The sequence below is a fragment of the Mesorhizobium sp. M0045 genome (assembly GCF_040323385.1).
GTDB lineage: Bacteria > Pseudomonadota > Alphaproteobacteria > Rhizobiales > Rhizobiaceae > Mesorhizobium.
Genome location: NZ_JAMYUY010000015.1, coordinates 36,266 through 59,003 on the forward strand (window position 1 = coordinate 36,266; position 22,738 = coordinate 59,003).

A 22,738-nucleotide genomic window follows, 5' to 3' on the forward strand; every position below is an offset into this window, starting at 1 on the left:
GCGGCTCGCGCCAGAGACGATCCGCGTGAAGGTCGGCGAGACCCTGAAAGTGCGTTTCATCGGCACCGACAACGGCTTCATCCACCCATGCACATCCATGGCGGACCCTTCGAGGTGGTCGCCCGCGACGGAGAGACGATTTCCCTTCGGCCCGCTTCCTTGCCGACGCCGTTAACGTCGGGCCGAGCCGTCGTCGGCGCTACCCTGCCATCCATGGCATCGCCACCGCGCCGCTCGCCACCGCGATACCGAGCACGAGCAACGCGATCCCCACCGTCGCCTCGAAGCGGTGGCCGCGCGGCAACAGCTTCTCGACGAAGACGACCAGCGTCAAAAGCAGCATCCAGGCGAGGCTCATGACACCGGCCGCGACCAGAACGGCACACAGCGCCCAGCAGCAGCCGAGGCAGTACAGGCCGTGCCGCAGCCCCATGCGAAGGGCGCCGATCCGCCCGTCGCGCCAGTGCTCGGCAATGAAGGCCAGTGGCGAGCGGCAGTGCCCGAGGCAGATGTGCTTGGCCGCCGTGAACTGGTAGAGCCCAGCCGCTGCGAGCGTCGCGCCGAGCGCGAGCGGCGCCCAACGCGAACGCTGAGGCGGATCGAAGCTCATCGCGATATCGCTGCCGAGCTGGACCAGCGCATACACTAGAAAGCCGGCTCCAGCCCAGACGAGGATATAGCCGGCGACGAAGATCCAGGTCGGAACTGCAAGGCGGCGTTCGCGCCTTGACTGTGCCGACGCGAACATGAAGATCATCGGCATAGCAGCAGGCAGCATCATCGCCGCCATCATCACGGTCCATACCGCGAGAAACACGGCGGCGTTGCCGATCGACCAAGGCTCGGCGGCGATGCCGCCCATCGCCATGCCGGCCATACCCTCCACGCCTCCAATCCGTCCGCGCACGGCAATGCCCATCGGCATGTTCATGCTGAGGGTTTGGTAGAGCGTCACCGCCCAGGCTGCCGCCGTCAGGAGGGCGAGGGAAGCAAGCAGGCCGAGTGGCACGCCGCCCTGCCTTCTGACAAGCGGCGGCAAGGAGAACCGGCCGATGGCGCGTGGGTCTGCCACCGCCTTAGCTCGGGCCGGTCCACTCGAACGGTATGTGCTTGCTCGAGCGGGCAGTGCCCGTCCAGTCGAGGCCGAAGCCCTTGGTGCTGACCTCGACGGAACGGCCCCAGGTGGCAACCTGGCCGGGACCGACCTCGGAGCCCGGTGGGTTGATCGTCTGCACGCGTTTGCCGGGTGGGGTAGTCGGCCCCGAAAGCGCTTCCGCACGCCCGACGACGCGGCCAGGGATCTCGACCCGCCAGGTGGCGAGGTCGCCCGCCACCTCGAAGGCGATCGGCACAAACTCCATGCCGCGCATTTCGCCAATGTTGGCGGCAAAGCCCGCCGGCCAGCCGCCGGCCTGCCCGCCGAAGATGGTCTGCAGCGCCTCGCGCTGCTTCTCGTTGGCCTTCTCATCAAGGTACATGCCCATGACGGCCTTTGCCTCGCCGGCCCAGAGATTGCCTTCGAACTCTCCGAGCGCCACCAGCGTCAGGCCGTCGAGCTTCACGTCGCCGTATTGGCCCTCACGCACGTGCCAGGCGAGCACGCCCTGGCAGTGATTGCCGGTCGGCCGCTGTGCAAATTCGCAAGGACAAGGGATGTCGCAGCTGCAGATGTCGAACCAGTCGCCTGCGAGCCGCCATCGAGGAACTGCGTTCATGGCTCTTACTCCCGAGAACTGATGGGGCAAGATTACTCCATCGGCGCTCGCGGCGCCACGTCTTACCTAGGCGGGGTAATGGGCCGCTAAGCGGGCGGCTCACTTTGCTACGGCGCTTGGGTGGCGCGCTCCGCTCGCGGGTTGCTTGGCGGTCCGTTACCCCATCTAGTCAGCGAAACAGGCGCAACGTCTGACAGCTTGTGACCTTAACCTTGCTCATCGCCCAACCCAGTGGAGTGCGGTGCACATAGAAACCGCCAGCAAACTCTGCCGGCGCATCGACGCGCGCGTTTTCGCACGGCGCACCTTTTGGGCGGCGGCCCGATGGCCACCGCCTCTGAAACCGCCCGCGGATCAAGCTTGCAGAACCTGCCCGGTAGTGGTGACCGGCGGCATCATTCCGTCTTCGACCAGGATGTCTTTCTTCCTGGCGAACTGCACGAGAACGCCGCGCGCCGTCTCCGCGTCGATCTCGCCGGCCAATGCGGCTTTACAGGCGCGGATCGCAGCCCTTTGTTCAGGGCTGTTCCCGCACCAGTCGGTGACGAACTGGTAGGCATCCACGACCGAATTCAGCTGCCTCGGGAATCCGAGTCCGACCCAGACGCGAACGGGCTTTTCGAAGGGCTGAGAAAGCATGATTTCCTCCCTCCGAAACGGTCAGGCGGCAACGCCGCCCGTCTCGCCCGACTTTGCGGCTGCCACCCAAGGCATCGCCGTTGCGACGTCCTCGAGGATCTTCACGGAGCGGGCAAAGCCGGCGAACGCATCCCGCGCGACTTTTAACGGTATGAGACCGTCGTAGGCGCGGTGACACGCGCGCTTTGCCGTTTCGTAGATCACGCCTCGCCGATGCTTCGGCCATTCGTCGAGAAAATCGAAAGCATCCTCAAGACAGGCGATCTCTTGAATGAGACCTTCCGCGGCTCTCACGAACACGGGACTCTCAAATGTTCTCTCGCTCATCGAAACCTCCAATCTTTGAACGATTTCAGGTGGTTGAGGATGGTCGCCCCAGCAATCGGCAGCAACCTGCGGAAAATATGTGAAGGCCGATTTTCGACGTCAAGACCGCATGAAGCCGGTGCACTATCAGACAAAAGTCGTCCGTTACGACGGACACGGTGAGTGCTACTCAGGCGACGGCCCGCTCGGTCCAGCCGGTGGGTTGAACGAACGTCACTCGCTTGGTCTATGGCACACGCTCACCCTCTGCGCAGAACGCGGACGAGATCGGCCTCTTCTCCTGTCCTATTTTCACGCCGCAGCCGCCCTTTTGCCGCACTGGGCAGTCCGACCCGTGGAGAAGTGGATCCGGATCAAGCCGTGCAAGACAGACAAAAGCAAGGTGTCCAGCCAGCCGGTTGTGGTCGAATTGCCGCCGCTGCCGGAGCTCGAGGCCGAGCTTTCCTGCGCACCGGCGGGCAATGGCAGCAGGAGCCAATGGTGGGCCCGGAGGGCGTATTGAAATCGTTGATTTTATTCACTTTTTCGTGGGCAAAAATCAGAAATCTTCCCGTATCGTTCCGTATGCTCCCGTGACGCCATACAGTCCACTCTAGCTAACCTCGTTTACGAACGTTCGGAGCCATGCTCCAGAATGACCGCATGGGGGCCCGCAAACAGACTAGCAGTTTTCCGCCGTGGAAGAGCGGAAGCGGACGTACGCTGTGCTCAAAAGGTGGTCTCGATGTGACCCGAAGCCGCCCTTCATCAGCCCATTTCGCTGCCCGATACCCGACATTCGCGGCAACCGGCACTGATGACCCGAACACGACGTCCAGAGCCCTGCCGCCTGACGACCGCTTCGCGTCCATGAGCCGACCATAAGGCTCAGATCCGCACAACAAAGCCGGTGCTAGACAGCTAAACAATGGGATTGGGTAGCACCTGAGCTGTGGAACCGTTGGACGCGGGGTAGCGGACCGAACGGGCAAGCTTCTTCCAAACGTCGGGTTGAGGTCACTTGGAATTGAGGAAGTCGCGGACGATGACGATCGTCGCCTTTGGATTCTCTTCCATGATCCAGTGGCCGGAGTCGGGAACCACCCCTTCAGTCACGTCGCTGGCGGCAAAGCGCATGACGGTCGCCATCATCGGCCCAAACGACTTCTCTCCACCGACTGCCAGCACCGGCATGGCGAGCTTGCCCTTGGTGGCGATGAACTCCTTGTTGTCGAGCGCATCTTGATCGAATGCCGCGAATTGCGCGAAACCGGCATGCATCGCGCCAGGCAGGGCGTACAGCTTGGCGTAGTGCACGCGCGAGGCCTCGGTGAAGCGGCTCGGGGTGGCGGAAAACTCGTTCCAGAAGCGATCGAGATAAATGCGCTCGCGACCGGCGACGAGGCGTTCCATGTCGGGTCCGCCGAAACGGAAGTGCCACAACAGCGGGTTCTTCAGAATCTCTTCCCACGGCCCAACCCCCGGCACCGGAGCGTCGATGAGAACAAAGCGCGTTGTCCGCTGCGGATGCTGGATAGCGAAGGCGTAGCCCACCATGTTGCCGATGTCGTGGGTGACGAGATCGGCGCGATCGATCTTGAGTGCATCGAGGACGCCAGCCACGTCGCCGGCCTGGGTCTTCTTGTCGTATCCGGTGGAAGATTTGGAGGATAGTCCAAGCCCACGCAGATCGGGCACAACCACCGTGTGATCCCGCGCGAGATCTTCGGCCATCGGCGCCCACATGTCTCCGGTCTCGCCATAACCGTGGAGGAGCACGACCGCCGGGCCTGTGCCGCCGACGCGAACATTAATGGTCGTGCCGTTAGTCTCGATTTGCTCTGTGCGGAATGACGCTGGAAAGGGTTGCACTTGAGCCGCTGCCGGCACTGCGATTGCGAGTGCTCCGAGAACGCCAATCAACATCCTAAACATTGTAGATCTCCTGCCATCGGGAGGCGGTCATATCGACCGGCGCTGTCACCCCGCTGCATCAACCATACATAGCATCTTTGCTTCGTCCGGATTAGGCTGCAACTGGCGGATCTAGATTCCGGAAAACCTGGACGATGATGAAGCTCGACAGCGTCGCTGCCTTTGTGGCCATCGTGGAGGCGGGCTCGATCAGCGCGGCCGCCAAGCGGCTCGGTCTCGCCAAATCTGTAGCCAGCGAACGACTCGCCGACTTGGAGCGTGGACTCGGCACCCGATTGATCCAACGGTCGACTCGAAAACTGTCGCTGACAGAGGATGGGCAGACTTTCCTGCCGCGGGCGCAACGCATCCTGAGTGAGGCAGCCGAAGCCACCGCGGAACTCGCCGAGCGGAGGGGCACGGTTGTCGGCCCATTGAGGCTCTCGGCGCCGGTAAGCTTCGGCATCCTGCATCTCGGGCCAGCGCTAACCACCTTCCTGAGGGAGAATCGCGGGATCGATCTGACGCTCGAACTGGACGATCGTTTCGTCGATGCCGCAGCCGATGGGTTTGACGCGGTGCTGCGACACGGGCCAGTCGGTGACAATCGCCTGGTGGCGAAACGCCTCGCAACAAGCCGCCGGATACTAGTGGCATCCCCCGAGTATCTCGCTGCGCATGGCACACCGGGATCGTTGGCGGAGATCGAGAGCCATTGTGGGATCCTCTATGCCAACCGCAGTGCCGACTGGCGCTTCGGCAGTCCGGGGAACTGGACCGTGATCCGCCCTCGTGCGGCGCTTCGTGTCAACAACGGCGTGGTCATGCGCGACACCGCTGTCGCCGGCCTCGGCATTTCGCTGCTGCCTACCTTCTTCGTCCACGACCAGCTTGCAGACGGGGCCCTCGCCCGAATCGACATTGGTGTAGAGGCCGAAGGCGCAGAGCTCTTCATCGCTTATCCGCGTGAGCGCAGTGCGTCAGCCAAGGTGCTCGCGCTCATCGAAAGTCTGCGGCGAAGCTTCGGCGATCCGCCTTATTGGGACCGAGCGTCCGACCAATCGCCGAGTCGCAACACGCGTCCGCCGTTTGAAGCTTAGAAGAACCGTCACCGTCGCGCCGGAATGTGCCGCCGGCAATCTTGTATTGAAGAGCCGCGTGCGCATTCCATACCTCCAACAAGCGTTTGCGGTGGAGCTATGGTGGCGAAACTAGTACAGCCAGTCCTTCGACGCTCATATCGGGCGTTCTGCGGCTCAGGTGTTTGAACCAGCGGAACGCACCATTTCGTGACGTTCACGACAATAGGCGACAAGGTCGCCGTTCGCACGCATCGCGGCCGTCCGAATGTCCGCTATCGTTTTTCGGACGCCAGAAGTTGCCGGTCAACTTCGGCCCGAAGCGGCCATTCAAACGCGCCTTCCGGAACGACCGAAACTGGCGCGACCTGGGCGGCGCGCAATTCGGCTACTCTGAATGCCGAGGTGAGCGTCAAAGGTCCCGCTCGGGGTGGAAGGCGGACCATTCCATCCGAATGTTGAGCCCGCGTAGAAGGACAAACGCGCGTCATGACAAACGGTCTTCAATGGGCGGTACCGGCGGTCCTCCGAATATCCTTCGGATGACCTCATCGGAATCTGCATCAAAGCAGCGTCCATGGCTGAGCACAATTCGCTGTGGCTGCCACGAGTAAATCTTCTCTATCGCCTCCTTCGCCCTTCGTCGCTGGAGGAGCAGCGGCAGCCGCATGCCGAAGAATATTTGGCCGTAAGGATGGTACATTCCGGTGAGCCTAGTGGCCGTTCGCCATGGCTCGGAAATCTTGTCCAGCTCGAGGTTGATGATTGTGTCGGTGAGGATCAGCGTCTTCGAAACCCTGTGGAAGAAAATGAACTCCTTGAAATAGCCGCCGGGAAAAAGGAATTGGTCGATTTCCTCACACCATTCTGCCGGCGCGTTCGCATCTAGGTTCCTAGTAAAGTTGACTTCGATGTGCCGTGCCCTTGCTCGTTGGCGCGCACGTGGTGATGCCCAAGCGATCGTTTCGGGAAACGCCCTCGCCCATTCCCCGATATGCGCATAGTGGAACTGGTTGGGCGACACGAGATGCCGGACCCTCCCCAACCCCTGCAGTTCCCGGGCCAATTTCTCATCGAACTTGATCGGCGAATGAAGCCATAGGTCACCGTTTGACAGGTGCGCCACCGTCATTCGCGTCGTGAACGGAAGCGGCAGCCTGGTTCCGCCCACCGTCAAATATTCGAATGGGCCATCGACAATACCAATGTCCGGCGCGAGCGGCTTGTAGACGTTAATTGGCTCGTAAAGAGAGGCGCCCATGTTGGCGCCGAACCTACTGTATTTTCGCACAGGCTGGCTACATTTGCCGAACGTCCGTATAGGGTTCGCATCAGGTCGCCGCGTGAACGACCGCAAGGGAGGAGCGCCATGAATGTCAGGAAATGGCGCACCCTCGACCTCCAGCGTATCGCCGACAATGTCTGCTTTCAGGAAGCGGCAAAGCTGACCCTACGGCAGACATGAGGCGCAAAGCGGACACGGGACCACTGTCACCACCAGGCAGGCCGAAGGCATACATTCGAACCGGTTCCTCTACTCCTCCATCAGGCTACGACCAACAAATCCGACAAGGGAGAGTGAACCCGCTGGTCTTGGCGGCTCCCAAGTCGCCCCGACTCCCTCCGCCAAGGTGCGCATTGACCCTGCCCATCACGAAAGCTTGGCCGTCCTTTCAGGTGTCATTCGGCTGTCGAATGCTCCATCCCTCGAACACGTCGGCTAAGTGTATCATAAGACGGTAGCCGAGCTCCTCGCGCACGTCCTCCGACCAGGCTAGCTCTGCAGCTTGATCGAATATGCTTGCGAGTCCATCTGCCGAGGGCTTCGAATGGTTCTTGCGCTCTCCATAGCGTTCAACGCGAGCAGGTTATGCGCCGAGCGATAAAGTTGGTCTCTTTGCTCCGAGGTGAGACCCTTGCCATTCTCCGCCCGAATTTTGTGGGCCTTGGCCAGTCTGATCCTTTGCTCAGGAGTGAAACGAGGCATCGATGCAGCTTTCACGGCTAAACGAAGGGGCGCTAAGCATTTCCGGTCCATCTGTAGAGAAGGGCCGGACGTCAGATTCCGACTGACCAGCCCACGGCCCGGCTTACTTTCTGGCCAGCAGCATGCCGAACCGCCCAACACTGACCATGCCAAGACGCCGATGGCGGCGCCATACCACCACGGTGAAAGAATGCCCACGCAGATCACGATCAACACCAACGGTATCAAGGGAAAGTCCATAACCCCCGATGCGAGGTCCAAGGTTCGCAATTGCCGAGATCACGCCGATCCAGAACACAATCGGCAGCTCGAGGTAATAGCCGAGAAGCCTAGTACCGGGCCAGCCGCGACAAACAGCAGCATGATCGCCGCGACTCCATGTCCCTTGGGGGTGCGGCCACCGGTGTTGCCAAACGCTGCCTCATCCAACCTCACATTGCTGCCAGATCCACACAGGTGAGAGTAAAACGAAATCCAATTTTTGGATAATATGAAATTCGGAACCGCAACGTCGAAGTGCAAAATGCTCGACGAGCGGATGGCCAAAACCCTGCATTCGGACCGCCATAGGCGACTTGCTGAGCTGCTGACCGAGAAGCGAAAGCTGGCAGGATTGACGCAGGCAGCGGTCGCCAAAGCTCTCGGTCGTCATCAACCTTTCATTGCAAACATAGAGAACGCCGATCGTCGCGTGGATCTCATTGAGTTTCTCGATCTGGCAAAGGTGGTAGGGTTCGATCCCTATGAAGTCTTGCACCAGATCGAGGCCATCGATCCGCTGAGGATTAGCAGTCATTGGCCCGGAAATTCCGGGACACATTTGCAGGCCGTGGGCTATCTGAGGCCAGCAGCCGATGCCCAGGGATGCGGCGATTTCTGACACGGACTTCTGTTGCTCAGTTGCAGGCGGGTCTGGAGGATTCTTTCCCGGCAAGCGACCCGCCGGCTGTTGTGTCCACCTCGATTCCTGGCGGATCGAAGAAGCTGGTCCTCTTCCGACCGTCCGGACGTCCTTCGAGCGTCTAACTTCTCCAGCGGCTAAGACGACTGCTTCGCCGGCCTTTGCTCGCGCCGTGGGCTTCCGCCCTTTGTATTTCTTGTCTGCCCTCGCCTTCGCGATGCCTTCTGTCGCTCTTTTATTGGGCCCCGCTCGAACTCCGCGAGAGCAGCGAACATGTTCAGCATCAGCCGACCGTACGCCCCGGTCGTGTCCAGCACCTCCTTGCCGAACTGTAAGACCTTCAGACCTACACCACGTCCATGCAGGCCATCGACAATATCACCAAGGGTCCGCGTATTACGCGCCAAGCGATCGATCTTGGTGACCATCAGCGTATCGCCAGTGCGGAGGAACTTGAGCGTACGATCGAGTTCCCGCCGATCCCCCAGGGCTGATACCTGCTCTGAAAAGACCTCATCGCAACCAGGGGCTTTGAGGTCACGTATTTGGGCCTCCAGTTCCGCGACCTGCTCTTCTGTTGAAGTTCGTGCGTAGCGGACCTGCATCCGCTCTCCAATGTCCAATAGCCTCTCCGATGAACGAGCGGCGAGTCTCAGGATCATCGCAGGCTTGCCGACAACTATTCCTGCTGGAATTGACAGGGCCAATCTTCAGGCCTCGTCAAGCCAGAAGGCAACTCGGTCCGGGCGTCTCCGCAAGCCATGTTGAGCTGCCACTGGGACAGACCCACCGAATTGGAAAGGTCGAGGCCCTCGATACGGGTCAGAAAGAAAAAGGCGCGGTCAAAGTCTATCGGCGCGGTGAACGTCGCTCCTCGGAAGTCCGCCCGTGCGAGATTGGCAAACGAGAAGCGGCTGCCGCTGATATCGGCGTCATGGAACTGCGCACGCCCCAGTTCTGCCTTTGTGAAATCAACATTGGTCAGATTGGCGTCCTGGAAATTCGAACGCTGCATTTCCGCGCTCGCAAACACAGCGCCCTGCGCGTCCATACGGCTGAAGTCGGTCCTGTAGCCCTCGATTCTGTCGAACCGGGCGCCTTTGGCGGTCGAGTCGGCCAGTGAAGCACGCACAAGCGTTGCCTTCTCAAGATTTGCGGCAACGAGATTGCTGTTCCTGAGGTCGGTCGAAGTGAAATCAACACCGAACAGGTTCGCCCCGCTCAGGTCCTGTCCATCTAGGATGAGAAGCTTCTTGTCACACTCTTGCCAATTGACGCCAGGTGTCGCGGCTGCGTCGCAATTTTGAGCGGCAGCGGCGTTCTGCCAAGCAAACACAGTGCAAACCGCTAGAACCAAGCCGGATGTGCCGTAAGCTCTGGTTCGCCTCAAAGTCATTGTTGCTGGACCTCTGCTACTCGCCGACACTCACCCTTACCACATCTGCTGACACTCGAAAGCGACTGCGTTTTGGCTGAGCGATCAGCTACGTCGTACAAACGCGCCAATGCTTTTAAGCAGCGGCTGTTGGCCGCCGACCCAGAACCAATGATCGTTACCGGCGACCTCAATGAACTTCGCGCCTGGGATGTTGGCCGCGAGGAAGCGCCCGGCTTCGATGCGAACGGCGCGGTCGCCGGAACGATGCAGAACCATCGTCCTTACCGAAACTTTTGCAAGGAGATGACGGACATCGGTATCACGCAGCGCTTCCAGTAGGCCCGCGACCGCGTCGGGACTGGAGGCTGCCCTCAGCAACCCAGCCCACCAGATCTGCGCCTGGCGGTCTGCGGCCAGGCTCGAGCCGAAAGTTTCGATTTCCGCCGGCCCACCCCAGCTGGCGAGCAGCCGTTGCCTCCACAGATCGTATTGCGCGGCGGTCAGGGCGAACGGATAGTCGGGCCCGCGGCTGCCTTTCGCAAGGCGCCGTCCGCCTCCAGCCCGTCATCCATTGGGTCAGATCAGACCGTATTGGCGAGCCTTGTTGCGCAGGAATGGCAAGCCATTGCCCATCACTTCGGCCTCGTCCTTCGCGACTGGCCGCCAGACGGAGAGGCCGTAGGAGACTTCCGGCGGCATGTTGATGAAGCTTTCCATGGCAAGTCCGCCCTTGAAGCCGATCGCCGCGAGCGTTGCGTAGATCTCGTCCCAGGGGCAGTTGCCGGTGCCCGGGGTGCCGCGATCGCTCTCTGACAAGTGAATATACTTCAGGTGATCGCGAGCGGCCAGAATACCATTGGCGGCCCCTTTCTCCTCGATGTTCATGTGGTAGGTGTCGAGATGAACAAAGATGTTGTCGGCGCCGACTTTCTCGAGCATCCAGACGGCCTGCGCGCCAGTATTTATAAGGTGGTTCTCGTAGCGATTCACCGCCTCGATTCCGAGCTCTATGCCCCGGATCTTGGCGTGCTTGGCAGCGACGGTCAGCACATGCGCGATGTTGTCGTATTCCTTTTCGGTGGGGGGCAGGCCGGTGCGTTCGCCAATACCGCCGAAAATCACGCCGGAAAGCGCCAGCGCGCCCATCTCTGCAGTCTTGTCGATCGCCACTTCGAGATGTTCGATAGCGGCATCCGGCCGCACCGAGGCCCAGGCCCGCTCCGGCAGGCCAAGCGAACAAACAGCTGGAAGATTGTGCTTTTCGAGCAAGGCGCGCGTATGCGCGGCATCGACCGCCGGCGCGTTCAGTAGCGCGATCTCGATAAAGTCCATGCCGTATTTGACAGAAGCGGCGATCGCCTTCTCTGCGCCGGCCCGATCCCAGTTCATCGTCCACATCGAGGTGTGGACCCCAAAACCATGCATCTAACTCACCCTTTGTTTGTGTTCAGGAACTTTAGGCGCCCGGCAAGCCAGCGCAGGATCATCACCGTGATCATCAAAATGCCCCAGACCGCCGTCGCCAGATGCTGGTTGGCGCCCATCAGATTGAGTCCCGAGGACAGTAACTGGAGCACCACGAGCGCGACGAAGACAGGGATCACGCGACCGAAGCCGCCGAATGGATTGACCCCGCCAAGAAAGCAGGCAAGCACAGTGATCAGCAGGTAGGACTCGCCGTGTCCGACACGCACCGAATTGAAGCGGGCCAGCATGATGATGCCGGCGACCGCACACATCGCACCGGACAATGTGTAGACCAGAACCTGCACCTTGCGCGTATTGATGCCGGAGTAGCGCGTGGCCTCGATGTTGGAGCCGATCATATAGGTGTTGAAGCCCAGCTTCATGCGCGTCAGCAGGAGGTGCCAGATCAGCACACACGCGATGAATATGAGCAACGGAACCGGGATCCCAAGAATCGAACCGTAGCCGATCGGCGCCAGGAAACTGGGAAAGCCGGACACGTCGCCGCCGTGGGTCAGGAACTCACCAAGACCGCGCAGGAAAATCATCATCGACAGCGAGACCAGGATCGGGTGAGCCTTGGTGTAGGCGATGACGAGCCCCATGATCAGTCCACTAAGTGCTCCGACCGCAAGGGCAAGGATCGAGCCAAGGAAAAAGGCACCGATGCCCGCGTCGACGCCGCCCTGGCTTTGAAGGATCCAAGCGAGCGTCAGCCCGGCGATGTTGGCCGTGAAGGTGATGGCCAGGTTCAGGCCGCCGGTCAGGATCGGGAGCAGCATGGCGAGTGTGAGCAGGCCGAGCTCCGGCAGTTGGTAGGCGACGGAGCCAAAAGTAGCCCGGGAAAGGAAGTTCGGTGCGGCAATGCCGAACACGATCATGACTACCGCAAACGCGGCAAGCGGACCTGCCAGTTCGGGGCCGAGCAAGTTGCGGACGCGTTCAATCACAACCGTCATGAAGGCATCCGCCGGCTTTTCAGGAACGGCAGCAGCCGTTCAATGCTGGTGTTCGAAAGGGTAATGGCGGCCAGGATGATGGTGCCGACGATCATCTTGAACGCGAAAGGCGACACGCCCATCAAATTAAGTCCGTTTTGGGTGATCGAGACCAACAGAACGCCAAGGATGCAGCCGAGCACGCTGCCTTTGCCGCCGCCAAGCCGTGCACCGCCAAGGACCACGGCTGCCAGGACGTCGAGTTCGCGCCCATATAGGGCGTTGGGCACCACTTCCTGCGCGTAATGCGCTTGGACGAGACCGGCGATGCCCGCCATCAGGCCAAGCCAGCCGAACGCGATAAATTGCATGGCCCCAACATTGATGCCGAAGCGGCGCGCGCCTTCCGGATTGTCGCCGAAAGCGTAGAGCTGGCGACCAGTGGTCGTGCGCGTGATCAACGCCCAGGTAGCGAATACGCAGATCGCCATAATGAGCACGGGTAGGGTGATCTCCGCCCACGTGCCATCAGCCATCTCGCGCTCGAACAGGACCACGCGGGCGGTGAGCCAGTCCGGCAGATTGTAGATTGAAACGCCGCCTGTGAAAAACATCAGCAAGCCGAAGAAAATGTTGAAAGTCGAAATCGTGGCGACGATCGAGATGATCCTGAACCTGTGGATCAGGAAAGCATTGATGCTGCCCAACGCGATGCCCAATGCGCCAGCGATGGTGAGGCCGACAATCCAATTCCCGCCGCCTATCCAGCCAAGGACGATTGCCGTCAGATATTGCACGACGGAGGCTGCAACCGCGAAGGAGATGTCAATGCCGCCGGCAATCAGCACGACGAGCAGACCGACGGCGAAGATGATGTTGACCGAGCTTGTGTTCAGGAGGTCAAACGCATTGCCGAGGGTGAAGAACCGGTCTGTCGCAAACGACAGGAAGGCGCAGATGACCGCGATCACGGCGAGCAAAGCCAGCTCCGTTGCGTGAGAGCGGACAAACCTACGCATAGACCGCCGCTTCGATCGCCTGTAGGGACGTGACGCCGGGAACATATTCGCCGACAATGCGCCCCTGAGCCATATGCAGCACACGGTCCGCGTTGAAATAGACTTCAGGGACCTCGTCCGAGATCAGGATAATCGACAGGCCGCTGTCGGCCAGCTTGGAAACGATATCGAATATGCCGGCACGCGCGCCAACATCAACACCGACCGTCGGTCCGTCGAGGATCAGCAGTTTCGGTTCAGTCGCCAGCCATTTTGCAATGGCGACACGTTGCTGATTTCCCCCCGACAGGGTCGAGACCGCGTCTTCCTGCTCTCCGATCCTAACGCCGAGATCCCTTATCCAACTAGTGACTAGGGATCGTTTGCGATCGCTCGAAATGAAACCGCCAGAGAGAATCTTGTCCAGCGAGGCAATGACCATGTTGTCGGCAATTGCCTGGGGTTGAATGAGACCTAGCGACAGCCGGTCTTCCGAAAGATAGGCGACACCGGCGGCGATCGCGTCACGGTTGGAACCGAAGCGGACCGGTTTGCCATCCAGCACAACAGAGCCGGACCTCGGCTTGCGCATGCCGAACAAGGTCAACGCCAGCTCGGTGCGCCCTGCCCCGAGTAACCCGGTGACGCCGAGCGTCTCGCCGCGGCGGACCGTCAATGACACATCCTCGAATTCGCCAGGCCGCGACAACCCCTTGACCTCGAGCGTAACCGGGCTCGTGCTCAAATCGCGATGCAGGACGGAATAGTCGAAGGTCTTGCCGGTCATCAGCTCTGTAATGCGCGATTGGGTCAGACCTTTGGTCGGAAAGACGCCAACCAAGGCGCCGTCGCGCAGCACCGTCACACGGCTGGAGATTTCGAGAACCTCCGCCAGGCGATGACTGACGAACACAACGGCAACGCCCGACGCCGACAGGTTCCGCACAATGTCCAGCAGATAGTCGGTTTCAGATTGAGTGAGCGACGCCGTCGGCTCGTCCATGAAGACGAGCTTCGCCTGGCCGACGAGGGCGCGCGCGATTGCCACGATCTGCCGCTGTGCGATGGGAAAATGGTGTAGGGCGAGATCGACATCGAGGGTAATACCAAGACGTTGCAAGGCGTTGGTCGCGACACGGCGCATTTCGGCATAGTTCACCAGCCGCGGCCAGCGGCCGATGACAGTCTGGAACGCGATGTTCTCGGCGACAGTCATCTCGGGAAACAGGGCGAGGTCCTGCCAGATGACCTGAATCCCGCCGGCCTGCGCCGCTACCGGCGACATGTGGGAGTAGCTCTGGCCGTCATAGTCGATCACGGCGCCCGCCTCGGGCTTGTAAACGCCGGTGATGACCTTGATCAGCGTGCTCTTGCCGGAGCCGTTCTCGCCGGCCAGGCAATGCACCTCGCCCGGCAGCACCTCAAAGCTTACATTCTTCAGCGCCTTCACGCCGCCAAACGTCATGTTGACGTTGCGGAGCGACAGCAACGGCCGTGATGCGACGCCATCGAGTGCCTGATCAGCCATGGAGTTGAACCCTGGATCCAATCGCGTTAACACATCCTCAGCCGGGCAGGCTCGAGGCCAGCCCGGCTGCCACAGCCTTGGGAGGCTTTACAGACCCATCGCCGCGAGGCCGTCGACAGTGTCCTTGTTGATCGGGACCAGCTGATCGACGATGATGTTATGGTTTTCGAAGTCGGGCTTGACTGTCCCTAGCCCTTCGATCGTATCGCCATCCTTGACTTCTTTGCCCTTCATGAGTTGGTCGGCCAGCGTGACGAAGACCTCACCCGCCTGCTTTGGATTCCACATGAAGCCGCCGGAGATCGCATCGCTCTTGATGAGCTTCTGGCCCTGCCCCGGCGAGAATGGGCCGAGCACGAATATCTGGCCCACCTTCCGGCGCTCTTCGATTGCACGACCAGCGCCAATCGGGCCTTGGCTGCCGAAGGCAAGGAAGCCTTTCAAGCCGGGATTGGCGGAAATCAGGTCAAGTGCAGTGCTGCGGCTCTTGTCCACATCCTCGGCGACGCCATAACGATCGCCGACCAGCTTCATGTCCGGATGGTTCTTCTTCAGATACGCGATTGCCGCATCGGCCCAGGCATTGTGCAGCGGCACTGTCAGTGAACCAACGAAGACTGCATATTCACCTTTGCCGCCCATCTTGTCCGCCAAGAGCTTCGCATGAGCCTCACCGAAGCCGGTCGCGGACGCGAGTTCGAAATCCCAGTCGGCGCCCTTCTGGCCGGGCGATTCATGCGTGATGACGATGATGCCGGCGTCCTTCGCCTTCTGCAGGACAGGTTCAAGCACCTTCGCGTCATTCGGCACGACACCTATGACCTTGACGCCCTGTGCGATCAGATCCTCGATGGCGCGAACTTGCAGTGCCGGATCGGCACTGGTCGGGCCAACCATGAATGCGTCGACGCCGAGCTTCTGGCCGCGCTCCTTGATGCCCGCCTCCATTGCGTTGAACCAGGGAATGCCGCCGATCTTGACGACGACGCCGACCTTGCCGGCCTGCTGAGCCATGGCAGCGATTGAGCCGCCAAGCACAAGGGTCGCGGCGAGCGCCGCGATCATCAACTTTTTCATCTGAACTCCTCCCATAACGTTCCCCTTGGGAACATACCTCCGCCACCGATTTGCGCTTGCACAATCGATGGTGCAAAGACTATCTTGCATCAGGGTGCGCTCGTCAAGGGAGATATTGCTCCAACCGAATATTGCTCTAAAGAGACCCTCCGGAGGCCAGATGGATCAGCAGGTCAAGAAGAAGGCGACGATCTATGATCTGTCCGTGCTATCGGGCAGTTCGCCGTCGACCGTGAGCGCAGTGCTGAATGGCACTTGGCGCAAGCGCCGCATCAAGGAAAGTACGGCGGAAACAATTCTCAGCCTCGCCGAACGCCACCAGTACACCACCAATCTGCAGGCGCGAGGCTTGCGACGGTCGCGATCTGGCCTCGTCGGCCTGATGCTGCCCATCCACGACAATCGCTACTTCTCCTCAATGGCGCAGACATTTGAGGGACATGTGCGCAGCCGCGGTCAATGCCCGGTCGTGGTCAGTGCCAGCCGCGACCCGGAAGAGGAACGCCGGACCGCGGAGACGCTGATTTCCTACTCAATCGACCAGCTCTTCATCGTCGGCGCCACCGATCCCGACGGCGTGCACGAGGTCTGCGAGGCGGCGGGACTGAGGCATGTCAACATCGACCTCCCGGGAGCAAAGGCGCATTCGGTGATCAGCGACAACTATGAGGGTGCGCGGATGCTGACGGAGGCAATCATCCGCCAGTTCGGCAATGATGACCCCCTGCGACCGGACGAGCTGTTTCTGTTTGGTGGCCGCAACGACCACGCAAGCCGCGAGCGCATCGCCGCCTTCCATGCGACCAAAAAGGCACTGTTGGGCGCCGACCCTGATGACGGAGTACAGTCCTCCGGCTATTCGCCCGACATAACATTGCGTGCCTTCGAGGCATTTTGCCAACGCCATGGCAAGTTGCCCCGCGCATTGTTCATCAATTCGTCGATCAATATGGAGGGTCTGCTGCGTTTCATGGCGGGCCGGCCGGCGGAGATGTTTAGCGAGCTTGTCGTCGGTTGCTACGACTATGACCCCTTCGCCTCTTTCCTGCCTTTCCCCGTAATCATGGTGCGGCAGAATTTTGAGGCGATGATTGCGAAGGCGTTCGAACTGATCAATGAACCTCCCACGGCCCCGCAGATTTTCCTGATTGCGCCGGAGTTGATCCAGCCCAGGTCTGCCCTGAAAGGGCCGCTGGACACGTTGAAGGATATGGCGTGAAGCGCCCCAAGAACCGGTCTTTGCACAGCTCTCTTCATCCAGGCATCAACGCCTGGCACATGTAGCGTCTTTATGGAAGTCAGCGGCGGCAGCGGAACAGTGGCGCGCAGGGAAGTTCGGCGCTCGCAGCAAACCTTTCCTCACAGTATTGCTGCTGGATCAGTTGCTCCGATCGGCTCGCGTCCTTGCTCTGGATACGCAAGCTCGCCGGACTCGTTATCTGTTGAGTAGCCTCAGGAGAAAGTTGAGAATGAAACCTGGCGTCGTCTCGGCGCCCTTCGGTTGCGCGCGGCCGGGCGGTGAAGGCTGGCGACGTGCTGCTGTCGAAGCGATGATGCCAAACGCGACGGCACCATAGCCGAGGTGCTGGCCGGCGACTGGCTCGATGCCACGGATCCGCTGATCGCATTCGGGTGAATGGCAACTCGACCAAAGGGCCCACGTTTTATTGCCGCGACTTGCGGACGTCGTGCGGTGTGCAATGGAGGCGGCAACGAAAACACGCGGGCTGAGATGCGCCCCATCGCAAGACTGAGTGCGGCCACGCCGTCGAAGCCCTTTTGGTCGAACCGGATGCGGATGTGGCAATGCCGGTGACTTTTTAGACAGCGACGGGATGTTTCCTGTTCAATCGTTCCTGCTGCGGCGTCTGGGCGTAGAGTTCCCGGTAGCATTTGGAAAAATGCGACGCCGAAACGAAGCCGCACGCGATGGCCACTTCGACTATGGGCAAGGCTGACTGGATCAGCAAATGCCGCGCGCGCTCAAGGCGGATATCCAAATAATAGCGGGCCGGGGAGCGACCCATTTCGAGATGGAACAGACGCTCGATCTGCCGTCGCGAGAGCCCGACATGGTCGGCAATATCACCAATCGATATCGGTTCGGACGGATTGGCGTCCATGAGTTCTATGATCGTCAGCACCTTGGAGTTCTGAACGCCAAGCCGTGCTCGCAGAGGAAGTCGCTGGCGATCGCTCGGGCTGCGTACTCGATCGGTCAGCACCTGCTCACATACGTGCCTGACCAGAGTGTCGTCGAAATCATCGCCGATCAGCTTCAACATCATGTCGAGAGCAGCAGTCCCGCCGGCGCATGTATAGATGTTCTGGTCGACCTCAAAAAGGTCGGCAAAAACGTTGGCGTTCGGAAACGCCTCGGCGAAGCCAGGCAGGTTTTCCCAATGGATGGCGCAGCGTTTGCCAGAGAGCAACCCGGCAGCCGCGAGCACATGCGCACCGGTGCAGAGCCCGCCGATCGCAACACCGCGATTATGTTCCTCGCGCAACCAGGCAAAGGCCGACTTGTTTGAATAGCGCTCGATGTTGATGCCGGTGCAGACGATGACCATCGATGCCCTATCTGGGCCAGCCATCTTACGCCGCTCGTCCTCCAACGACGTGTTCACCGAGCACAACACGTTGTTCGAAGCGGGTACAGGCTGCCCGTCGATACTGGCGAGCCGCCATTTGTAGGCTTCGTAACCGAGCATCCGGTTGGCGATGCGGATAGGCTCCAGCGCCGTCGCAAAGGCGACCATGGTGAAATCCGGCACAAGGAAGAAGACGAGGGAACGCTTGATGCGATGTTCGGCTATATTCATTGGGCCAACGTTGGTGTTGCGAACAGGATGTCGCGATTGCGTTGTCTACGCCAGACGCGGCAACAACGGTACTTCATTCCACATGGTGATGAGATTCCGTCGCAGCATGCAATTTATCATATTTTCCTTCCCAAGAGCATGAGAACGATGGGGCGGCCAGGCAGGTTCCTGGGGCCAAAATGACGTTGCGGCTCATGCGCATGGGCTCGCCTGCGGCCCGCGAGCACCTGGCAGCCGGCCACCCGAGTCCCCCTGTGCAACAGCGCCTGACCGGCCCCCCCGCCAATTCGCGCGGCGGAGGCTGGTAAAGTTCGGCGCACGCCACAAACCCGTCCCCTCATAGTTTTGCTGCCAGATCGGATAGCTTCGATCGGCCTGCGTCGTTCTTTTCCGCCGGCGACGCGGGCTCGGCGTCCTGGCTATTGGCTAAGCAGCCACAGAACAAACGAGACACGACGCTAAGCAGAATCCGGTGCCGATCGGATCGTAGAACGTGAAGTTCTTACGTTCGATCACCATCACCAGGCAATCTGCCCAGACCGACCCTCGACAACCAGGGCGACAAAAGGCCTCGTGCAAGTATGCTCAAATCAACGACAATCGGCGTTCGCGACATGGCGACCGAAACGGATCGGGGAATTCTCGATTGTTCTTTCAGCGCAGGAGCGAGCCGCTACCTGAACCTTTGGACGGCCTGCTATGTTCATTTTTCCCGGGCGATAGCGCTCCCATTTGGGACACGCGACGTTGTGGAAGCTGAGATCAGCGAGCAAATCAAGCCTATCCAGAGGAGCGGAGCATCCCCTCCTCTCTGGCAGCGGCCTCGAAGGCCATGCGGACCTCCTGAGGCGACACCCTGCCCTCAAACCCATCTATGCAGGACTGCAGCGCCAGCTTCCATTTAGGTCCCCTCTTAGGCCATTTCATGAGTTCCTCGGCAGCACTCTCGACGTGATTGACGCCGTAGGTGACCCCGGGTCGGTCGGTCTTCACAAATACTGGAGGGTTGAACCAATGAAGTGCCATAAGTCGGAATATAGCGCGGCTACCGCGTTGGCGGGAACTGACGGGAGTTCTCGGAATGTCCATCGAGGGTGTCGGCAGTCTCAGCAGCAATCAATATGCAAGATCTGAAGGTAAGTGTCGCCCTGGCCGTCTGGCTGGTGGTCGGTTTCGTCGTGGTGGCGATAAGGTTGATTGCTCAGCCGGAAGGTCTGCGGCAGCGGAGGGTCATTCGCCCTGGGCGATGTTGTTCATGTGGGGGCGCAGGCGCCATGAGGCGGAGGTTGAGGACGAACAAGCGGGCACGCTCTGAGCTTTAACAGGCGCGGCGTAGCATCCCTCCTTCCTAGGCAGCAGCCATTTAGAGGGCAAAAAGTCCGTTCGCGCCCACGCAAAATAGTGGGCACATATCAGCCAGAAAATTGGCCCGATCTCGCGTAGCAGTGCAACGCGGGCGAACTGCCCCTCCTGTATCAACAGGAGGATTTCGTATCGAGCGAAATGCTCGCTAGAATTTCCTGGAGATCGGCGGTCATGTTCAGGCTCATCTCGGCAGGGAGCGGGCAACAAGCCGAAGGCGTTCATAAAGAACGGCCTCGTCGAACTCGCCGTCCGAGAAGAGTTCCATTGCGCTCACGCTCAGGCGCTCCGCCTCCATGCTACCAACGGAGATACCTGCCTCGGCGCAGACACGATCAAAGACCTGCTTTAACAAAGCCAGATCACCAGGATACGCAATGCCACTCATTGAGACAGGCCCAGGGCAGCAGATACTTCGAAAATCGCCTCGGTTAGCTCTTCATCGGATGCGGCCAAATAAGGCGCAGCCCGCCTAATTTCCTTCACTGCCGCTTTGATCGAAACGGTGCCGTCATACTCGGCCCTGTTTAGAAGTGCAGCGATTGCTTGTTCTAGAACTGGACTTACCCTTTGAACACTGCTCATCCACCCCCCCAACGATACGCCCCAGCGGAATAATAATCTATTCTTGGTTGGCTTCAATTGGATGTAAGAAACGTACGGTTGGTAATCGTTGCTTTGTCCTCAGTCCGGAATATTTCGCGCAAGAATATTGCGCATGCTCGTCTTAGAGCGTCCCGCCGCGGTGTGGCTTAGAAGGGCTCTCGTGATCTGCCCAGGGATTTGCACGTCGACGCGCCGGCCGAAGTGCCGAAGTCAAGGTGGACGTCCCCTCACTGACCATTCAGCATGCCGGTCGCGCTGATGATCCGTCGCTCGCGGGCCAGCGCCCCAGCCATGCTGGGCGTGCCAGCTTGTCAGCCGCTCGCTATCGAGATCGAGCGCGTCCCAGGCTGAGTCGATGGAAGCGAAGCTTGCCGGCTTGATATTTGCAACGAATGAGGTTTGTTGGCGGAATAACGAATTGTTTGCGTGATTTGGCAATAAACAGCCCATCCGTTTCAACGCGCGACATTAGACAAGAGGAAAACTCGATGACCGTTTCTCCAGACCAAAGCGACCAGGCTGATCTCGTATCAATTACCGCCGACATCGTTTCCGCCTACGTGTCGAACAATCCCCTGCCGGTCGGCGAGTTGTCGAAGCTGATCGGGGATACCTATGTTGCTTTGCAAGGGATCGGCACACCTGTGGCTCCAGCCGCAGTCAAGCTGGAGCCCGCGGTGTCCATCAAGAAATCAGTGACACCGGATTTCATCATCTGCCTGGAAGACGGGAAGAAATTCAAATCCCTGAAGCGTCATATCGGGACGCATTACAATCTGAGCCCTGACCAATACCGCCAAAAATGGAACCTTCCCTCAGATTATCCGATGGTGGCGCCAAACTACGCGGCCACCCGCTCGGCCCTGGCAAAATCAATAGGGCTGGGGCGCAAGACGGCAGCACCGGCAACAACTGCGGCGGAAAAACCAAAACGAGCTGCTCGCCCCGCGACGGCTGTTAAGTCGCCGGTAAAGAAGGCGCGCAAGGCACTCGTCAAAGCGTAGCGTGCTGCACGAAAAAGGAGGTCCTTGCGGTGTCGTACCTTAAAATGGCGAAGCCTACTGTTCCAGCATCGTTGAGCTTGATGGCCTGGACTTCAATGTCCGCCGCCCTGCTTCAGGGAGGCGTCGACCGGGATCAGAAAGTTTTCGCCGCGGAGCTGGAAACGGTGGCCGGAGAGTAGACGCCCGAGTAGACCCAAGTCGCCGCGCCGCACATGCAATGTCCAATCGCTCCCTTCCGGGCCATGTGTTCCGGCGCGTGCGGAAGGTGGCGGGCCAGCGGCCTAAGCCCGCTTCGTCGCGATCTTGGCAGATTTGATCTTCGGCGGCAAAGTTTCGACGAATGCCAGCGCAAGGTCGAGCCAGCCACGGAGATCCGCCTCGGTGGCCGTGCCCTCCGGCGCAACATGGACATAACCTTCCATCGAACGTCTGCCCATTTCCATCGGCCGCGCGTGCGGGCGGGCGGCAGCCGCCGCGTGCCCTTCCTTGCCGACGCGCACCAGGAGCCCGCGCTTCGAGGTGCCGATCAGCATGTTGCCGTTGAGCATAAAGCAGGTGCCGCCGAACATCTTTTGTTCGGTGACTTGGCGCGGGCCAAGGGCGGCGCGCAGACGCTCGACCATGGGGTCGGGTGCGATGCTGGTGACTGACTTTGCCATGCTCACCGTCGCTCTGCGATTTGCGGGAGACAGGCAAGCACGGAAGCGGGTGGAGATTCAAATGGAGTGGCGCGGCGTCCCCTTCCCCCAGCGGGGCGAAGTTGTTTTGCCTGACGGAAAAAGGGGGCGCTATCCCCTCTCCCCTGCAAGGAGAAAATCGGTCTCCGCGTCCTTCCTTCGCGCCGGCCTGGCCCGCGCTTCGTGCAGGATCGCCGCAGATCCGCTAGCATATCATGCGTCGCCCTTTCGGCTTCGCCTCGAGCGGGTGACCCCCTCCGATTTGTCTCCTTGCCCTCCGGGTCGCTACGTCCCGCCAATCAATCGACGGCAATTGAGAGCGACAACCGGCCGAGCTTTA

The 22,738-nt window shown here is 60.1% G+C and carries 23 protein-coding genes and 2 pseudogenes; 5 read left to right on the forward strand and 20 right to left on the reverse strand.

Annotated features, from left to right (window positions below):
* Positions 1 to 13 precede the first annotated feature (13 nt).
* Positions 14 to 194 (forward strand): annotated as a pseudogene (locus NKJ72_RS21990) (multicopper oxidase domain-containing protein); the annotation flags it as partial.
* A gap of 5 nt (positions 195 to 199) precedes the next feature.
* Here the strand turns inward: NKJ72_RS21990 and NKJ72_RS21995 are convergent.
* The 5 genes from NKJ72_RS21995 to NKJ72_RS22015 form a co-directional block, all read right to left on the reverse strand.
* The gene (locus NKJ72_RS21995; RefSeq protein ID WP_352479366.1) at positions 200 to 1,072 is read right to left on the reverse strand and encodes a DUF2182 domain-containing protein; all 873 of its coding nucleotides are present in this window, start codon (positions 1,070 to 1,072) and stop codon (positions 200 to 202) included.
* 4 nt (positions 1,073 to 1,076) lie between these two features.
* Positions 1,077 to 1,715 (reverse strand): DUF1326 domain-containing protein, encoded by a 639-nt coding sequence (locus NKJ72_RS22000; RefSeq protein WP_352479367.1) that lies wholly within the window; start codon positions 1,713 to 1,715, stop codon positions 1,077 to 1,079.
* 354 nt (positions 1,716 to 2,069) lie between these two features.
* Positions 2,070 to 2,354: a DUF982 domain-containing protein gene (locus NKJ72_RS22005; protein WP_352479368.1), complete on the reverse strand. Its 285-nt coding sequence runs from the start codon at positions 2,352 to 2,354 to the stop codon at positions 2,070 to 2,072.
* Between the two features lie 21 nt (positions 2,355 to 2,375).
* Positions 2,376 to 2,681 (reverse strand): DUF982 domain-containing protein, encoded by a 306-nt coding sequence (locus NKJ72_RS22010; RefSeq protein WP_352479369.1) that lies wholly within the window; start codon positions 2,679 to 2,681, stop codon positions 2,376 to 2,378.
* A 996-nt stretch (positions 2,682 to 3,677) separates the two neighbouring features.
* Positions 3,678 to 4,586 (reverse strand): alpha/beta fold hydrolase, encoded by a 909-nt coding sequence (locus tag NKJ72_RS22015; protein ID WP_502901884.1) that lies wholly within the window; start codon positions 4,584 to 4,586, stop codon positions 3,678 to 3,680.
* Between the two features lie 143 nt (positions 4,587 to 4,729).
* On the opposite strand from NKJ72_RS22015, the gene NKJ72_RS22020 reads away from it, so the two are divergent.
* A complete protein-coding gene (locus NKJ72_RS22020; protein ID WP_352479371.1) occupies positions 4,730 to 5,674 on the forward strand; it encodes a LysR family transcriptional regulator in 945 nt (314 codons plus the stop codon).
* A gap of 466 nt (positions 5,675 to 6,140) precedes the next feature.
* Here NKJ72_RS22020 and NKJ72_RS22025 read toward each other — a convergent pair whose 3' ends face one another.
* The gene (locus NKJ72_RS22025; protein WP_352479372.1) at positions 6,141 to 6,914 is read right to left on the reverse strand and encodes a DUF4336 domain-containing protein; all 774 of its coding nucleotides are present in this window, start codon (positions 6,912 to 6,914) and stop codon (positions 6,141 to 6,143) included.
* Between the two features lie 1,216 nt (positions 6,915 to 8,130).
* Between NKJ72_RS22025 and NKJ72_RS22030 the strand changes: the two genes are divergently transcribed.
* The gene (locus NKJ72_RS22030) at positions 8,131 to 8,520 is read left to right on the forward strand and encodes a helix-turn-helix domain-containing protein (protein WP_352479373.1); all 390 of its coding nucleotides are present in this window, start codon (positions 8,131 to 8,133) and stop codon (positions 8,518 to 8,520) included.
* Positions 8,521 to 8,678: 158 nt separating this feature from the next.
* On the opposite strand, the gene NKJ72_RS22035 is transcribed toward NKJ72_RS22030, so the two are convergent.
* The 8 genes and pseudogenes from NKJ72_RS22035 to NKJ72_RS22070 all read right to left on the reverse strand — a co-directional run bounded on the left by NKJ72_RS22035 (position 8,679) and on the right by NKJ72_RS22070 (position 15,927).
* Entirely contained in the window at positions 8,679 to 9,146 is a 468-nt protein-coding gene (locus tag NKJ72_RS22035) for a recombinase family protein (RefSeq protein ID WP_352479374.1), read from the reverse strand.
* Between the two features lie 74 nt (positions 9,147 to 9,220).
* Positions 9,221 to 9,937 carry a pentapeptide repeat-containing protein gene (locus NKJ72_RS22040; protein WP_352479375.1) on the reverse strand — a complete coding sequence of 239 codons (717 nt, stop codon included), beginning with the start codon at positions 9,935 to 9,937 and terminating at the stop codon, positions 9,221 to 9,223.
* A gap of 84 nt (positions 9,938 to 10,021) precedes the next feature.
* Positions 10,022 to 10,462: pseudogene (locus tag NKJ72_RS22045) on the reverse strand (alpha/beta fold hydrolase); the annotation flags it as partial.
* A 33-nt stretch (positions 10,463 to 10,495) separates the two neighbouring features.
* Positions 10,496 to 11,344 carry a sugar phosphate isomerase/epimerase family protein gene (locus tag NKJ72_RS22050; protein WP_352479376.1) on the reverse strand — a complete coding sequence of 283 codons (849 nt, stop codon included), beginning with the start codon at positions 11,342 to 11,344 and terminating at the stop codon, positions 10,496 to 10,498.
* 5 nt (positions 11,345 to 11,349) lie between these two features.
* Entirely contained in the window at positions 11,350 to 12,345 is a 996-nt protein-coding gene (locus tag NKJ72_RS22055) for an ABC transporter permease (RefSeq protein ID WP_352479377.1), read from the reverse strand.
* Positions 12,342 to 13,343 (reverse strand): ABC transporter permease, encoded by a 1,002-nt coding sequence (locus NKJ72_RS22060; protein ID WP_352479378.1) that lies wholly within the window; start codon positions 13,341 to 13,343, stop codon positions 12,342 to 12,344. The genes NKJ72_RS22055 and NKJ72_RS22060 overlap by 4 nt, the downstream gene beginning before the upstream one ends.
* Positions 13,336 to 14,850: a sugar ABC transporter ATP-binding protein gene (locus NKJ72_RS22065; protein ID WP_352479379.1), complete on the reverse strand. Its 1,515-nt coding sequence runs from the start codon at positions 14,848 to 14,850 to the stop codon at positions 13,336 to 13,338. The genes NKJ72_RS22060 and NKJ72_RS22065 overlap by 8 nt, the downstream gene beginning before the upstream one ends.
* 87 nt (positions 14,851 to 14,937) lie before the next feature.
* The gene (locus NKJ72_RS22070) at positions 14,938 to 15,927 is read right to left on the reverse strand and encodes an autoinducer 2 ABC transporter substrate-binding protein (protein ID WP_352479380.1); all 990 of its coding nucleotides are present in this window, start codon (positions 15,925 to 15,927) and stop codon (positions 14,938 to 14,940) included.
* Between the two features lie 160 nt (positions 15,928 to 16,087).
* On the opposite strand from NKJ72_RS22070, the gene NKJ72_RS22075 reads away from it, so the two are divergent.
* Entirely contained in the window at positions 16,088 to 17,146 is a 1,059-nt protein-coding gene (locus tag NKJ72_RS22075; protein WP_352479381.1) for a LacI family DNA-binding transcriptional regulator, read from the forward strand.
* A 601-nt stretch (positions 17,147 to 17,747) separates the two neighbouring features.
* Here NKJ72_RS22075 and NKJ72_RS22080 read toward each other — a convergent pair.
* The 5 genes from NKJ72_RS22080 to NKJ72_RS22100 all read right to left on the reverse strand — a co-directional run bounded on the left by NKJ72_RS22080 (position 17,748) and on the right by NKJ72_RS22100 (position 20,696).
* Positions 17,748 to 18,749, reverse strand: a complete 1,002-nt coding sequence (locus NKJ72_RS22080; protein ID WP_352479382.1) for a GlxA family transcriptional regulator — start codon at positions 18,747 to 18,749, stop codon at positions 17,748 to 17,750.
* 502 nt (positions 18,750 to 19,251) lie between these two features.
* The gene (locus tag NKJ72_RS22085; protein ID WP_352479383.1) at positions 19,252 to 19,365 is read right to left on the reverse strand and encodes a DUF2905 family protein; all 114 of its coding nucleotides are present in this window, start codon (positions 19,363 to 19,365) and stop codon (positions 19,252 to 19,254) included.
* Positions 19,366 to 19,529: 164 nt separating this feature from the next.
* Positions 19,530 to 19,838, reverse strand: a complete 309-nt coding sequence (locus NKJ72_RS22090; protein ID WP_352479384.1) for a DUF982 domain-containing protein — start codon at positions 19,836 to 19,838, stop codon at positions 19,530 to 19,532.
* 457 nt (positions 19,839 to 20,295) lie between these two features.
* Entirely contained in the window at positions 20,296 to 20,499 is a 204-nt protein-coding gene (locus NKJ72_RS22095) for a hypothetical protein (protein WP_352479385.1), read from the reverse strand.
* Positions 20,496 to 20,696, reverse strand: coding sequence for a hypothetical protein (locus NKJ72_RS22100; protein ID WP_352479386.1), 201 nt, complete (start codon positions 20,694 to 20,696; stop codon positions 20,496 to 20,498). Before NKJ72_RS22100 ends, NKJ72_RS22095 begins: the two co-directional genes overlap by 4 nt.
* A 509-nt stretch (positions 20,697 to 21,205) precedes the next feature.
* On the opposite strand from NKJ72_RS22100, the gene NKJ72_RS22105 reads away from it, so the two are divergent.
* Positions 21,206 to 21,721 (forward strand): Ros/MucR family transcriptional regulator, encoded by a 516-nt coding sequence (locus tag NKJ72_RS22105; protein ID WP_352479387.1) that lies wholly within the window; start codon positions 21,206 to 21,208, stop codon positions 21,719 to 21,721.
* A gap of 281 nt (positions 21,722 to 22,002) precedes the next feature.
* Here the strand turns inward: NKJ72_RS22105 and NKJ72_RS22110 are convergent, their stop codons facing one another.
* Positions 22,003 to 22,380: a TfoX/Sxy family protein gene (locus NKJ72_RS22110; RefSeq protein WP_352479388.1), complete on the reverse strand. Its 378-nt coding sequence runs from the start codon at positions 22,378 to 22,380 to the stop codon at positions 22,003 to 22,005.
* Between the last annotated feature and the right edge of the window lie 358 nt (positions 22,381 to 22,738).

What these genes read in the sequence shown, in the direction of transcription:
- NKJ72_RS22000 (WP_352479367.1), bottom strand. Translation starts at nt 1,715, where the DNA reads ATGAACGCAGTTCCTCGATGGCGGCTCGCAGGCGACTGGTTCGACATC.
- NKJ72_RS22005 (WP_352479368.1), bottom strand. Translation starts at nt 2,354, where the DNA reads ATGCTTTCTCAGCCCTTCGAAAAGCCCGTTCGCGTCTGGGTCGGACTC.
- NKJ72_RS22010 (WP_352479369.1), bottom strand. Translation starts at nt 2,681, where the DNA reads ATGAGCGAGAGAACATTTGAGAGTCCCGTGTTCGTGAGAGCCGCGGAA.
- NKJ72_RS22015 (WP_502901884.1), bottom strand. Translation starts at nt 4,586, where the DNA reads ATGTTGATTGGCGTTCTCGGAGCACTCGCAATCGCAGTGCCGGCAGCG.
- NKJ72_RS22020 (WP_352479371.1), top strand. Translation starts at nt 4,730, where the DNA reads ATGATGAAGCTCGACAGCGTCGCTGCCTTTGTGGCCATCGTGGAGGCG.
- NKJ72_RS22025 (WP_352479372.1), bottom strand. Translation starts at nt 6,914, where the DNA reads ATGGGCGCCTCTCTTTACGAGCCAATTAACGTCTACAAGCCGCTCGCG.
- NKJ72_RS22030 (WP_352479373.1), top strand. Translation starts at nt 8,131, where the DNA reads ATGAAATTCGGAACCGCAACGTCGAAGTGCAAAATGCTCGACGAGCGG.
- NKJ72_RS22035 (WP_352479374.1), bottom strand. Translation starts at nt 9,146, where the DNA reads ATGCAGGTCCGCTACGCACGAACTTCAACAGAAGAGCAGGTCGCGGAA.
- NKJ72_RS22040 (WP_352479375.1), bottom strand. Translation starts at nt 9,937, where the DNA reads ATGACTTTGAGGCGAACCAGAGCTTACGGCACATCCGGCTTGGTTCTA.
- NKJ72_RS22050 (WP_352479376.1), bottom strand. Translation starts at nt 11,344, where the DNA reads ATGCATGGTTTTGGGGTCCACACCTCGATGTGGACGATGAACTGGGAT.
- NKJ72_RS22055 (WP_352479377.1), bottom strand. Translation starts at nt 12,345, where the DNA reads ATGACGGTTGTGATTGAACGCGTCCGCAACTTGCTCGGCCCCGAACTG.
- NKJ72_RS22060 (WP_352479378.1), bottom strand. Translation starts at nt 13,343, where the DNA reads ATGCGTAGGTTTGTCCGCTCTCACGCAACGGAGCTGGCTTTGCTCGCC.
- NKJ72_RS22065 (WP_352479379.1), bottom strand. Translation starts at nt 14,850, where the DNA reads ATGGCTGATCAGGCACTCGATGGCGTCGCATCACGGCCGTTGCTGTCG.
- NKJ72_RS22070 (WP_352479380.1), bottom strand. Translation starts at nt 15,927, where the DNA reads ATGAAAAAGTTGATGATCGCGGCGCTCGCCGCGACCCTTGTGCTTGGC.
- NKJ72_RS22075 (WP_352479381.1), top strand. Translation starts at nt 16,088, where the DNA reads ATGGATCAGCAGGTCAAGAAGAAGGCGACGATCTATGATCTGTCCGTG.
- NKJ72_RS22080 (WP_352479382.1), bottom strand. Translation starts at nt 18,749, where the DNA reads ATGAATATAGCCGAACATCGCATCAAGCGTTCCCTCGTCTTCTTCCTT.
- NKJ72_RS22085 (WP_352479383.1), bottom strand. Translation starts at nt 19,365, where the DNA reads ATGTCGCGAACGCCGATTGTCGTTGATTTGAGCATACTTGCACGAGGC.
- NKJ72_RS22090 (WP_352479384.1), bottom strand. Translation starts at nt 19,838, where the DNA reads ATGGACATTCCGAGAACTCCCGTCAGTTCCCGCCAACGCGGTAGCCGC.
- NKJ72_RS22095 (WP_352479385.1), bottom strand. Translation starts at nt 20,499, where the DNA reads ATGAGTGGCATTGCGTATCCTGGTGATCTGGCTTTGTTAAAGCAGGTC.
- NKJ72_RS22100 (WP_352479386.1), bottom strand. Translation starts at nt 20,696, where the DNA reads ATGAGCAGTGTTCAAAGGGTAAGTCCAGTTCTAGAACAAGCAATCGCT.
- NKJ72_RS22105 (WP_352479387.1), top strand. Translation starts at nt 21,206, where the DNA reads ATGACCGTTTCTCCAGACCAAAGCGACCAGGCTGATCTCGTATCAATT.
- NKJ72_RS22110 (WP_352479388.1), bottom strand. Translation starts at nt 22,380, where the DNA reads ATGGCAAAGTCAGTCACCAGCATCGCACCCGACCCCATGGTCGAGCGT.